This is a genomic window from Nocardiopsis alkaliphila YIM 80379 (assembly GCF_000341005.1).
Classification (GTDB): domain Bacteria; phylum Actinomycetota; class Actinomycetes; order Streptosporangiales; family Streptosporangiaceae; genus Nocardiopsis; species Nocardiopsis alkaliphila.
The window spans coordinates 1-12371 of the sequence record NZ_ANBD01000137.1; the positions used below are offsets into that span (position 1 = coordinate 1).

Below are 12371 nucleotides of genomic sequence, written 5' to 3' on the forward strand. Positions count from 1 at the left end.
GGTCAGCAACGACAACCCTTACAGCGAAGCTCAGTTCAAGACACTGAGCCTTTTTCATCTTGCTTCTCGGAGCTGAAGGACCAGCACAGCACGGGTGATCTGGCCGGCCCGCTGCGGGCAGCAGCGCAGGCGGCGCAGGACGTCCCACTGCTTGAGCTGGGCGATCGTGCGCTCACCCGGCGAGCGGAGCTTGGCGTGCTCGGAGTTGGCGGCCTTCTTCCACTGCGGCTTGCCGCGGCCTTTGAACGGGCAGAACACCGCCTCCGACAGCCCGACGTAGCCCTTGTCGCCCAGCCCGAGGAGCCCGGCCGCCTCGATGCGCTCGGCGATCTTCCATACCCGGGCAGCCCGGGTGTCGTGCACCGCCCCAGGCAGGGACCAGGAGGTCCACAGCGGTTCACCGTCGGGGGCGGCCACGACCTGGATGTTCATGCCGTGCCGTTTGTGCTTGCCGGAGTAGAAGGGCCGGTCGGCCGCCACCCGGTCACAGGCGATGAGGGTCCCGTCGACGATCACGTACGCCCAGCCCTTGCGGCGGGCGCGGCGCAGCCCCTGGTCCAGGGTGGGCGCCTGCTCGGCGAGCAGGGCCGTGGTCTCGCGGACATATCGCCAGGCGGTCGCGGTACCGACACCGAAACCGGCTGCGACCTGGGCGAAGGGCTCACCCTTGTGCAGGTGGGCCAGGACGAGCAGGGCTTGTTGTGCCGGGTCCAGGCGCCGCCACCGGGACCCGGTGCGGGCGCGGTGGGTGCGGATGGTGTGGGCGGTCAGGTTCAGGGTGCGGCGTGACAACGGCAGCGCGGAGCGGTAGAACAGCATGCAGAGCCCTTGGTGTGGCAGGTTTTCGTGGTTGTTAACCCACCTACCAGGGGCTTCTTGCTGTTCAGAAGGGGTTCGGGGAGACCGGTACGGGGCTGTGACCTGCACCTTCAGGATGAAAAAGGCTCACTGAAATTTTGATAGGAAGCCGGAATTTGCAGCGGTTTGGGGGGAGCAGGCTTTACAGGGAACTTGAAGCTGGGGTCAAAAGTTCTCGTGCGGCTTGACACGGGGCCTCCTGCGCATGCACGTTGCGTTTCTGAGTGGGGGAAGAGCAGCGGATCCCCGGGGCACCCCGAGACCCGCTGCTGTGGGTTTTCAGTTTAGATCGTGCTTGAGAAGGGGTAACAGTCCGGGCGCTTCGCCCCTACACTGCTCCCGCCAGGCCGCGAGCATGACGCTATGCCATGACGACCGGCCTACCCCTCCCTGTGGGCCCTGAGTGGGCACTGCTCCCACCGGCCGACACCGGTGGCCGTCCCGAAAAGCACCCCCGCCGCGGCGTGGTGGACGCAATCTTGTACGTGGTGCGTACCGGCTGCTCCTGGCAGCACCTGCCCGTGGACTTCCCGCCCTGGCAGAGGCGTGTACTGGTGCTTCTCCCACTGAGGACACCAAGGTCATCGAGCAGATCATGTCCGCTTTGCGCCGCTGACTGCGCACCGCGCACGGACGTGGGGGCGAGCTCTCGGCGGGATCATCGACTCCCAGAGCACGAAGGGCGCCAACACCATAGGCCAGGGGCTCCGGAGCTATGCCGCGTGCAAGAAGGTCAACGGCCGCAAGAGATTCATCGTCGCCGACGCCCTGGGGTTGTGGCTGTTGGTGTGCGTGATGGCCGCGTCTGTCCAAGACCGGGACAAGGCCAGGACTACCCACCGCCCCCACATCCCGCTCGTCACCGAGTGTGGACGACGTGCTGGACTGGCCGGGCTTTCCTGTACTGAGGCAGGTACACGAACTCAAGCTCGTCACCAGCGTCTTGCCGGTCCTGAACACCAACCTCGGCCTGCGCGCCCAGTGGTACCACCGGCCTCACCACCCTGCAGACCGGGGATACTACCGGCCACTGGTCCGCTTACAGATGACCGTGTTCCGGTACCTCGAGTGACGGGAGGCGATCCCGGCACACACCAGAGCTCGAACAAGGCTCCTCATCTACTGCGGATCTGCAGGAGACAAATGGATCTTCACCCACCGGGCTTCCTCTGGTCGACGGGGCTCCAGGTCGACCTGCATCAACCAGCGCCCAGGGCGGAGGGAGATCTCGTCGAAGCCGTCTGCGTCACCGATCGAGAGAACCCCGGAAGGCAGAACGATCACGGACGCGTAGTCGGACGAGGCCAGGGGAACAGCGTGGACGTACACGTTCAGTTCGACGTCGGCGTCTTGCGGATCCACTATGCGGCTGTTGGCCACCTGGATGGCGACATGCCCGTCCACGGCGAAGAACGGGCCGTCGCCGGAGAGATGGTCGTCATCCCCGTCGTAGCCTTCAACATCCTCGCAGTAGATACAGCCCCAGTAGTAGTCGCGTACGCAGCGGAGCACGGGTTCGGTCGTCATGGTCACCCAGTGTGCGATACCGCAGCGACACTCCACCGCGCAGTCAGGGCCAGCTCAAGGGCCCGGAGACGCTGGCGCACAAGCTGAGGCAAGACGACGTTTGAGTACGTGACTCGACAGACAGACGACGGACGAGTACCTCGCGAGGTGCCATCGGACGCCGCAGACAGAGCGTGCGTGCTCCGTTTGTGCTCCGTAGTTCTGGACCGGGACGTCAGAAGACGGTACCCCTTGACACGAAACGACAGCAGTGATCGGATGGATTGGGACGAAACGGCACCCCGTGGCACGTACAGGCACGAAAAAATCGGACTTCTAATCCGACGGTCGCAGGTTCGAATCCTGCCGGGTGCGCCACAAAACCCCAGGTCAAATGGGGTAAGCGAGGACCTCGAACGAGGTCCTCGTCGTGTTTTCGGGGCTTGTGTGCTCCTGGTGTGCTCCCCAGTACAAGGTGAGTGCAGGTGGGGGTCGACCTCGCGGAGCACTTTGCCGTTCTGTGACCGTAGAGGCTTCACCTGAGCATGTTCTCGTGCTCGCCTGATGTCGCCCACCACGCGCCGTCGAGCTGCTCGAGAGCAATCTGCACCCCGGACCCCACCTTGGTCGTGCACTCAGCCCTTCCTGAGGGCGCCCCTCCACAAGATTCGCTGCCAGCAAGATTCAATGAAGCTGAACATCGCCTGCCACCAAGCAAGCTTGTCTCGATCCGGCGGAGTTACAATCCAAACCAGCCCCAGAAGGAAAATCACAGCGATCACGGCAAGCGCTACCCACGCCGACAAGAACTGCAGAACCCCCAAACCTGCCAACAGGCTTACCACCACCCGGTTTGAGCCAGCACCGAATCTCATCTGCCTGCCCGCTCGGTAGATTGACGCACCTCCTGAAGCGAGGGTAGCGTCTTCCTTGGCTGTGCCATCCGAGTCTTCTTTCAACGAGTTGCCTCCTCGACGGTACTTCCACTGGACTGGACCTGCTGCAACAGATCCAGGGGGAACGTCCCTGCCTTAAGCAGAGTGTTCTTGTGAAAGAGTGGTGACACGCTTCCAAGTGTCACCACTCTTTTGCATCCAGTCGCTTCGAGCATGCAAGCAAGCCGCGCCCACTCACGCAAAAAGCGCACAGACACCTGTTTGGCCTGTGCGCCTCAATGTATCGAAGTGAAATTTGCCGCGCACCCCTTGAAACCAGGGCCACCAAGCGCGGATAGGGAAAGCAAAGAGCTTGGGGTTAGACTACGAAATCTTTCGTAGTCTAACCCCAAGCTCGTTGAATCCCCATCCGAATATCACTCAAGGAAAATAAAGTGACTGAGATCACAAAAATACAGCTAGGGCCATAGGACCTTTGATCCGATGGCCCGCCGGCCCCGGACATGAGGAAACCCCAGGCCAGGTCGGGTGAACCCGTATCCTCACCTGGGGCCAGAAGCCCTGCGGGGCTCCTGGTGTGCTCGGCGGTACCGGCTACCGCGCCGGGACCAAACCACTCACCGGCGCCGTTGTTCCGCGCAGCAGGGCGGCGGTGGCTTCGGCCGCTGCTTTGGCTACTTCGGGGAACACCGTTTGGTAGGTGTCCTGGGTGAAGTGGGTGGTGGAGTGGCCCAGCTCGGCCGAGACCACCTTCACGTCCGTTCCCGCTGCCAGAGCCATCGAGGCGGCCCCGTGTCGGAGCCCGTGCAACGTGATCGGCGGCAACCCGGCCGCGCGTGCGATGCGGGCGAACCAGTCACTGACGTGCGAGGGGTGCCACCCCTGCCCGTCTTGTCGGGTGAACACCAACCCCGAGTCTTTCCAGTCTTCTCCGGCCTTCAGGCGGGCTTGGTTTTGGAACTTCTTCCAGGACCGCAACACCTTGACTGTGTCGGCATCCAAGGTGATGGTGCGCTGACCCGCCTCGCTCTTGGGAGTGGAGGTGAAGGTTTGCCAGGACAGTTGCACTACCTGGGTGCGGATATCGGCCTCAGCGTCGGTGAGGCGGGTGTTGGACCAGGGCAGGCCGACCGCTTCGCCTCGGCGCAATCCTTTGACGGCGATCAGGTGGAACAGCGGGTGCAACCACACATACTTGCGGGCGTGGGTGAGGAAGGTGCGGGTCTGCTCGGGTGTCCACACCATCACCTCCCCCGGCACCGTGCCGTCCTTCTCCCACTGACGGACCCGGCCCGGGGTCCACACCAACGGCTTCTTCCTCGCACACGAGGGCAACCTCGCGTGGGAAGCGGCGTTGATGTTCACCACCTCTTCGGGGTTACGTACCGCCTCCGACAGGGCGCTACGCAGCGTGGCGCGGATACGGTGCTTGGTCGACAGCGAGATCACCCGCTGGTTACGGACCGAGGCTCGTACCTTCGCATCGTCGGATTCCCGGCATTCCAGGATGTGTTCGTTGGCGGCTTCGATCGCGTCGAACATCGCCTCGACCTGGCGTGAGGTGAGCCGGTCCAACCGCACCTTGCCCAAGTACGGGATCAGATATTTGCGGATGTGGCCCTGGTAGGAGGCCCGGGTACCTTCGGCCAGGTCGGGCTTGGCCTTGATCCACGCCTTCAGGTAGGCCCCCACGGTGGGGGCTTCTTTGCGCACATCGGCCCCGGTGCCCAACCGTTTGCGCACCTCCTCGACCGAAGGAAACCGGGTGCGGGCCTTGAGTGCGTTCTGGATCAGGTCCGCGATCTGCACCTCCACCCCGCCTTCCCCCTCGGCCAACTCCAGCAAGGCTTTGAGGTGATCCAACACCTCCCAGGCCTGGTCCTGGCTGTCCAGCCCGGTGCGGCGGGCCTGCCGACGCTTCCCCTCAGCGGTGCGGGGCAGTTCGAGTTGGTAGCCCCAGTCGCCGTGGCGGGGGTTGAACGCCCCGCCCTGACGGCGCAACTTCGGACACCGCACCCCCAGCGCCCGACCGGAGTTCTCGTCCCGACATCCGCAGCGTTTGAACACTCGTCCCTGGTGAGAAGCCATCTACGACTCCCCCTCCTTGTGGTGGTCACCGCGCGCACCACACCGTGCACATCCACCCGAGGTGGAAGGCATCTGCAAACCGAGATGGGCCAGGACCCCCGAGGTGGGGACCTTCCAGGACCTGCCGGCCCGATAGGCCGGCACTGGAAAGGCCCCTTCCCTCAGGAGCCGGTAAGTGGTGGTGCGACCCAAACCGAGCATCCGCCCGGCCGCAACCGGGTCCAACACCACCGGCAACGAACCCACCTCATCCAAACTGACCGGCACATCCAACCTCACCTGACCCACCTCCCCACCACCTCTGATCTGCACGTTTGCGGTGCGCGACCCCGCGCCGTGCGGGGCACCACGCATCCACGCTCGACCTCGCCGAGAAGTGCAAGCGGATTGACCAACAAGCCCACCGGATTTTCCCTCCACCCCGAACCACCACCCGATACGGGTGGTTTGTCGTTTTCACTGATCAGGGCCGCCAACGCTCCCACGTGGGGCCCCAGCCCCTGGGCCCGCCCTTGGGTAGCAGGACCGGGGGTTCGGGGCGGTGTGGGGGCGCTGGTGGCCCCACACCGCCCCGCCGCCCCTACCCCTAACCGGCGGGTCCGCCCCNCCGGCTGGTCAGTCCGGTCGGACGTGTCCGGTGTAGGTCAACCACGACCGGTACCGGGCCCGCACCCGCGCCGGGATGGCCACCACCCGATACCGACCCGCGCCCTGTGTGTGTTCGACCAGGTAGTGATCGCGTTCCCAGGCCGGGATTCGCCCCATCCGGGCTCCGGCTTCGGCCACCTCGGCCAAAGCCACCTGGTCGCTTTCGGTGCGCGGGAAGTAGGACACGTCCACACTCGTGTACGGGCTGATCGGCAGCCTGGGGTGTTCTTCCAAAAAGTCGGCCAAGGCCCGGATGTCGTCGATGATGCGCTCACGGAGCTCGGGGCCGGCGGCTGCGGCGAAGAAGTTCCATTCGGGTAGAAACGGTTCCGGGGCCCAGCCCGTGGTGGGCTCTTCCGGGGTGGTGGGCTCACCGTGGTCGGGGTTGCTCATGCCGCCGCCCTTTCATCCAAGGTGTCCTGATCGGGGTTGGTGAAGATCAGCACGTCCTCGTGCTGGATCACGTGCACCGGCCAGTGGCCCTTGCGCAACCGGCGGGTTTCGATGAGTTGGAAGAACGAGGTGCGCGAGACGACCTGCCCGTCGCGTACCGCGCACAGCAAAGCGGCACATCGGTCGATCTGTACCAACCCGGCCCTCGCCCCGGCTTCGGCGACCTGGCCGGGGAAATCGATCAACTCCCCGCTCTTGCGGTAGGGGCGGGTGGTCACCACGACCACCCCACCCGGGGCGAGCAGGGTACGGCAGGCGGCCATGATGCGGGTGAACGAATCCGCGAGCACTGCGGGTTTTTGGTAGGCCAGGTTGGCCGCCCGCCGATCCCGGTCCCGGGAGTACCGGTAGGCCGACTTCTCCACCGCGCGGGCCCCATCCCGACGGGAGCGCACCTGGCCGTGGGTCATGGCCCCGTACGGGGGTGAGGTGAGCACCAACCGCACCTTGCCCGCCAACGAGGTGCCGGCCAGGTCGGTCGCGACCTGGGCGCCTTCCCCGGTGTGCACCTGGCCTTGCCCGGTGGCGCCCTGCACCTGCGCGGTCTCCAGGTTCAGCCGGGCGATGGAGGCCCACTTGACCCTGACACAGAGGGGACCGCGACCATCTGCCCGGCGTGGGAGTAGAACCGGGTGCCTTCCTGGACCAGGGGCTCCTTGTCCAGACGCAGTTCCATGCCCAGTAGGTACAGGGTGGTGGAGGTGGGATCCTCACGGATCAGGCGTTGGCCGTCGGCGTCGTAGGTGTAGTACTGGTGCACCAGCGAACCGGTGACACCGCGCTCGGGTACCAGAGTGGTCTCGCTCGTCCGTCCGGTGGCCGGCTCGTAGTCGCGGATCATCCACGTGGCGTGGGCACCAGATTCGATGTCCAGGCCGAGGTGAGTGCAGGTGGCGGTGGACCTCGCGGAGCGTTGGCCGTTTCCGGACAGTCGAAACCGCTGTTTCGCCCTGAAATACGCCCACTACATACGGTAACGTCCCGCTTGTTCCCCTACCCCCGAACAAGCAGGAACCCCTATGTCCACTTCCACCGGCGTCAACCCCATCGAGGCGATGAACGAGGCCGAACAGGCCGAGGAACTGGCCATCCGCACCACCTCAGCGGCTCCCATCCTCGAAGACATCACCGACGAACTCAAAGGGGCCGTCTCCTCCTACGTCGTCTCCGGTGTATGGGGCTTTGAGACCAAAACCTTCAGCAACATCAGCCAACTCGCGCAGAACTCCGTGAACCTCGCCCAGGACGTGCAAGGCGCCGACCTGCGGATCGCGGCCACCGACCATGATTCCTCGGACGAGTTCCGCGACGGTTTGGACCTGCTGGACATCCCCATCAACTTCTGACCCTCACCAAGTGGACGCACCGACATGAGGACTGAAACCGCATCCGGGTTGGGGCTTCCCGGAGACATCGACGCCGACCCCGACACCATCCGCAGCGGCGCCGAAGCCCTGGTCGAGTTGCGTTTGTCCCTCACCGGACAAACAGAGGAGACCGACAGTCGGTTCCGTAGCAGCGCGGGTGAGTTCACCGACCTTGTGGCCTGGGACATCACCACGGCCGCCGCCGACGAACTCATCCTGTGGGAGGACACCCTCCGGGACCTGACCTACGGGGCCGCCGCCTTGGAGCAGTGGGCCCAGGACATCGAGGACTACCGGGCCAAGCGCACCAACCTCGAGGACAGGTTCAACACGGCCATCACTGAATCCGCAGAAGCCCTGGGTGACCCCTTCGCGGTGGCCAAACCCCTCTCTCGAATCAGAGAGCTGCTCTTGGAGGAACATCGGGGTTACTGGAACACCCTGATGGAACAGGCCGAGGAAGCCTCCGACTCCCTGCGGAACGGGCCCTCAGCAGACGCCTTGGCGCGCATGGCCCAAACGGGACTGTTGACCGGCACCCAACTCTCCTACTTCGGTGATTCCTACCCCGGCATGCTCCCCGACGATCTTCCCAGCCCGGACGATCACCCCTCCACCGTCAACACCTGGTGGCACGCCTTGGACGAGGAAGAACAACAGCAACTCATGGAGGACCACCCCGAACTCCTACGCGACCTGGACGGGATCCCCGCCACCGTGCGCGACCAACTCAACCGGGAGCATCTAGAGGAGGAGATCGACCGGTTGGAGGAAGAGATCACCGAGCACGAGGAAAGAACCAAGGAAACCGCGGCTCGGGGCGGCAACGGTTCCGACTCGATCGCGCTCAGCATGGCGAACGACGACACGCTCGACCAAGAGCTTCAGACGCTCCTCGATCTCCGGGAAAGCCTGGAAGAGGAGGACTCCGACAGGTACCTGCTCGCCTTGGATACCAACGGTCGTGGACGAGCGATCGTGTCCAACGGCAACCCCGACACCGCCGACAACGTCGCCACCCTCGTCCCAGGCACCACCACCACCTGGCAAAGCATCGACGCCCAAATGGATCGAGCTGAGGCACTGCATCAATCCGCTACTGCTGCGGGCGAGGGAAGCGACCATGCCGTCATCAGCTGGATCGGCTACGACGCTCCCAACTTCGCCGAGGCGGCTGGAACCGGGCGCGCCGAGGGTGCGGTCGATGAGCTGAGCCGGTTCCAGGACGGCCTTCGTGCCACCCACGAGAACACCACACGCTCGAACAACACCGTCATCGGGCACAGCTACGGCTCCACTGTCGTCGGACACACCGCTCAGAGCGAGGCCGGCCTCAACGCCGACGAGGTCGTCCTGGTAGGCAGCCCCGGCACGAACGCCCAGCACGCGTCCGAACTCGGGTTCCTCCCTGAGAACGTACACGCCTCAACAGCGAAGAACGACGGAATCACCGGCCTCACCGATCTGACACACGGCGCCGACCCCACCAGCCCCGAATTCGGAGCAACCGTGTTCGAATCCGATGAGGGCAGCGAAGGAGGCCAATGGCCACTCGGAGCCGCCCACTCGGAATACTTTAAGAATGGTTCGCTCTCTCTGAAATACATGGGAGAAGTCATCGCTGGAAAACACTAGGACGCCTAAAATTATGAACCAATGGAAAGCGGTGGCATGCGCCACCTTTGCCGCCCTTGTTTTGACTGGCTGCAACACCGGATTCGGACAGAGAGCAGACATGGAAGAAACGATCACCCAGGACGAAGCCGCCGAGAAGATCGAACAACACGTCACCGACGCCGTAGCTGCTCTACCTGACACTGTTGAACTCGAACCCCTCGGACCGGTCGCCTTCGCCTCCTGCGACGATCCCACAGACGGCGGCTCTAAAGACCGAGTCACGGTCAGTCAGAGGCAGTGGCTAACTGGGCTTCCCGCAGAGGACAATGAACAGAACGTCGATTTGCTTTACGATTACTGGGTCAGCAACGGCTACCGTGTGATCCACGATCTACGCCCAGATGAACTGTTCGTGACTGCAGAAAGTGAAACAGACGCTTTCAACGTATCCGTTCAAGCCAGTGACGAGGGAAGCCTCTCAATTGGCGCCTCTTCCCCTTGCGTGTGGCCAGAGGGAACTCCAAAGCCCTGAGGATGATTGCGCCCGGCCGGGCACGCTCTTGGCCGGGGAACTCCCTGCACTGCAGATAACGATGGCCGAGACGCTCACGACCGCGACCGTGTCCAACGACAATCCCGACACCGCCGACAACGACGCCACCCTCGCGCCAGATGCCACGACCACCTGGCAGAGCACCGATACCCACATGGGCCGAGCGAACTGGCTTGTGGATACTGCCAACGAGGCGGACGATAACGCCGACGAGATCGTCCTCGTGGGCAACTCTGGTACGAGCGCTCAGCACGCGTCCGAACTCCGGTTCCCTCCTGCGAACGTGCACGCCACAACAGCGAAGAACGACGGAATCACCAGCCTCACCGATCTGACGCACGGCGCAGACCCCACCAGCCCCGACTTCGGAGCGACCGTGTTCGAATCCAAAAAAGGAAGCGAAGGAGGATCATTTCCTCTCGGAGCCGCCCACTCAGAATACTTCCGGGAAGGTAACAGTTCGCTGGAGTACATGGGCGAGGTCATCGCCGGCCAGAACAAGGGCGACTAAGAAAATGAGCCGACTGAAGATCGCCACCTACACCACCATCGCCGCCCTCATGCTAACGATCTACAGCACCGGATGCGGATACATGGCAGGAATGAAAGAAACCATCACCCAAGACCAAGCCGCCGAAAAAGTCCAAGAACACATTGACGGGATCATGTCCTCACTCCCAGACGAAGCCGAACTCGAGACCCGACGAGGTACCCTCTTCGCCGCCTGTGACGACCCCACAGACGGCGGACCGAAGGACAGGGTCACCGTGAGCGAAAGGCTGTGGGTCCGGGGGCTCCCCATCGAAGACAACGAAACCAACATCGAACGAATTTACGACTACTGGATCAACAACGGCTACCAAGTACTGAGGGACGAACGCCCAGAAAAGTCATCGATTACGGTCGAAGACGAAGATTCCTTCGCAGCATTCCTGCGTGTCAGCGACCAGGGAAGCCTCTCCATCGGCGCCTCTTCTCCTTGCGTATGGCCCGAAGGAACTCCGAAATCCTGAAAGTGAATGCGCCCGGCACGGAATTACCCCTCAGCCGGGCGCGATCACCCTTCGCGCCACCCATGAGAACACCACGCAGTCGAACAACACCGTCATCGGACACAGCTACGGCTCCACCGTCGTCGGACACACCGCACAGAGCGAGGCCGGCCTCAACGCCGACGAGATCGTCTTGGTGGGCAGCCCTGGAGCAGACGCCCAGCACGCCTCCGAACTCGGTTTCCTCCCCGAGAACGTGCACGCCTCAACAGCCAAGAACGACGGAATCACCGGCCTCACCGATCTGACGCACGGCGCAGACCCCACCAGCCCTGACTTCGGAGCAAGCGTGTTCGAGTCCAAAAAGGGAAGCGAAGGCGGCCCCTGGCCACTCGGAGCCGCCCACTCAGAATACTTCCACGAGGACACCGCCTCCTTGGAGAACATGGGCGAAATCATCGCCGGCAGGCACTGACGAGGGAACAAACATGACACTGACGTCGCGACTGCTCTGCGTTGTCACCCTCGGGCTGACTCTGAGTGCGTGCGGATCGACACAGGATGGCAACATCGAAATGAACGAGTCCATGACCCAAGACGAGGCCGCCACAAAGGTCCAAGAACACATCGACGGTACTCTCACCGCACTTCCTGACGAAGCCGAACTCGAGACGAGGCGCGGTACCCTCTTCGCTGCCTGTGACGACCCTACAGACGGTGGGTCGAGGGACCGGGTCACGGTCAGTGAAACCTTCTGGGTTCGCGGACTGCGGGTCGAGGACAACGAGACAAACGTCGACCTGATACTCGAGTACTGGAACAGCAACGGCTACGAGGTCGTGCGGGACAGACGACCAGAGAAGACATCGATCTCGGTTAATCACGCTGAGGACGCCTTCAGCGTTTCCGTGCGTATAAGCGATGATGGAAGTTTCTCTCTCGCTGCCAGTTCCCCTTGTGTGTGGCCCGAGGGCACACCGAACTCCTGAGGGTGAATGCGTTCGGCTCGGAACGATCTCCCGGCAGGGCACACGTGTCATCAACTTCCCATACCTCTTGCCCAAGGTGCCCCGCGCCCGTGTCAGCACTGGATCGAAGGCCCTGGAAGCACTTGACCAGGGGACCTTTGATCCGATGGCCCACCGCCCCCGGACATGAGGAAAACCCAGGCCAGGGCGGGTGAACCCGTATCCTCACCTGGGGTCGGTAGCCCTTGTGGGTCTCCTGGTGTGCTCGGCGGTACCGGCTACCGCACCGGGACCAAACCACTCACCGGCGCCGTTGTTCCGCGTAGCAAAGCGGCGGTGGCCTCGGCCGCTGCTTTGGCCACCTCGGGAAACACCGTCTGGTAGGTGTCCTGGGTGAAGTGGGTGGTGGAGTGGCCCAGCTCGGC

13 protein-coding genes, 1 tRNA gene and 2 pseudogenes are annotated in these 12371 nt (G+C 63.5%); 9 read left to right on the forward strand and 7 right to left on the reverse strand.

The annotated features are described in order from the left end of the window. Positions 1–54: 54 nt before the first annotated feature. Positions 55–819, reverse strand: a complete 765-nt coding sequence (locus D472_RS0119355) for an IS5/IS1182 family transposase (RefSeq protein ID WP_017606121.1) — start codon at positions 817–819, stop codon at positions 55–57. Between the two features lie 407 nt (positions 820–1226). Between D472_RS0119355 and D472_RS29555 the strand changes: the two genes are divergently transcribed. Beyond that, the gene (locus D472_RS29555) at positions 1227–1766 is read left to right on the forward strand and encodes a transposase (protein ID WP_083903533.1); all 540 of its coding nucleotides are present in this window, start codon (positions 1227–1229) and stop codon (positions 1764–1766) included. 211 nt (positions 1767–1977) lie between these two features. Here D472_RS29555 and D472_RS0119370 read toward each other — a convergent pair whose 3' ends face one another. Further along, positions 1978–2385, reverse strand: coding sequence for a hypothetical protein (locus D472_RS0119370; protein WP_239643010.1), 408 nt, complete (start codon positions 2383–2385; stop codon positions 1978–1980). A 276-nt stretch (positions 2386–2661) separates the two neighbouring features. Between D472_RS0119370 and D472_RS0119375 the strand changes: the two genes are divergently transcribed. Continuing rightward, positions 2662–2742, forward strand: a tRNA-OTHER gene (locus D472_RS0119375). A 1112-nt stretch (positions 2743–3854) separates the two neighbouring features. Here the strand turns inward: D472_RS0119375 and D472_RS0119390 are convergent. The 4 genes from D472_RS0119390 to D472_RS28730 form a co-directional block, all read right to left on the reverse strand. After that, positions 3855–5348 (reverse strand): tyrosine-type recombinase/integrase, encoded by a 1494-nt coding sequence (locus D472_RS0119390; protein ID WP_017606125.1) that lies wholly within the window; start codon positions 5346–5348, stop codon positions 3855–3857. A 615-nt stretch (positions 5349–5963) separates the two neighbouring features. After that, positions 5964–6389 carry a hypothetical protein gene (locus tag D472_RS0119400; protein ID WP_017606127.1) on the reverse strand — a complete coding sequence of 142 codons (426 nt, stop codon included), beginning with the start codon at positions 6387–6389 and terminating at the stop codon, positions 5964–5966. Next, a complete protein-coding gene (locus D472_RS0119405; RefSeq protein WP_017606128.1) occupies positions 6386–6985 on the reverse strand; it encodes a hypothetical protein in 600 nt (199 codons plus the stop codon). Before D472_RS0119405 ends, D472_RS0119400 begins: the two co-directional genes overlap by 4 nt. Positions 6986–7002: 17 nt before the next feature. Then, positions 7003–7290, reverse strand: coding sequence for a hypothetical protein (locus D472_RS28730; protein ID WP_017606129.1), 288 nt, complete (start codon positions 7288–7290; stop codon positions 7003–7005). A gap of 178 nt (positions 7291–7468) precedes the next feature. Here D472_RS28730 and D472_RS0119415 point away from each other — a divergent pair, with 178 nt between their 5' ends. From D472_RS0119415 to D472_RS0119440, 7 genes and pseudogenes are all read left to right on the forward strand, one after another. Further along, the gene (locus tag D472_RS0119415; protein WP_017606130.1) at positions 7469–7795 is read left to right on the forward strand and encodes a hypothetical protein; all 327 of its coding nucleotides are present in this window, start codon (positions 7469–7471) and stop codon (positions 7793–7795) included. Between the two features lie 24 nt (positions 7796–7819). Next, positions 7820–9451 carry an alpha/beta hydrolase gene (locus tag D472_RS0119420; RefSeq protein ID WP_026117877.1) on the forward strand — a complete coding sequence of 544 codons (1632 nt, stop codon included), beginning with the start codon at positions 7820–7822 and terminating at the stop codon, positions 9449–9451. Between the two features lie 13 nt (positions 9452–9464). Continuing rightward, positions 9465–9965, forward strand: coding sequence for a hypothetical protein (locus tag D472_RS27780; RefSeq protein WP_083903534.1), 501 nt, complete (start codon positions 9465–9467; stop codon positions 9963–9965). 61 nt (positions 9966–10026) lie between these two features. After that, entirely contained in the window at positions 10027–10497 is a 471-nt protein-coding gene (locus D472_RS0119425; protein ID WP_193373495.1) for an alpha/beta hydrolase, read from the forward strand. 4 nt (positions 10498–10501) lie between these two features. After that, positions 10502–10999, forward strand: a complete 498-nt coding sequence (locus tag D472_RS0119430; RefSeq protein ID WP_017606133.1) for a hypothetical protein — start codon at positions 10502–10504, stop codon at positions 10997–10999. Between the two features lie 49 nt (positions 11000–11048). Further along, a pseudogene (locus tag D472_RS27785) lies at positions 11049–11453 on the forward strand (alpha/beta hydrolase); the annotation flags it as partial. Between the two features lie 13 nt (positions 11454–11466). Continuing rightward, positions 11467–11967: a hypothetical protein gene (locus D472_RS0119440; RefSeq protein ID WP_017606135.1), complete on the forward strand. Its 501-nt coding sequence runs from the start codon at positions 11467–11469 to the stop codon at positions 11965–11967. A 257-nt stretch (positions 11968–12224) separates the two neighbouring features. Here D472_RS0119440 and D472_RS29560 read toward each other — a convergent pair. After that, a pseudogene (locus tag D472_RS29560) lies at positions 12225–12371 on the reverse strand (site-specific integrase); the annotation flags it as partial.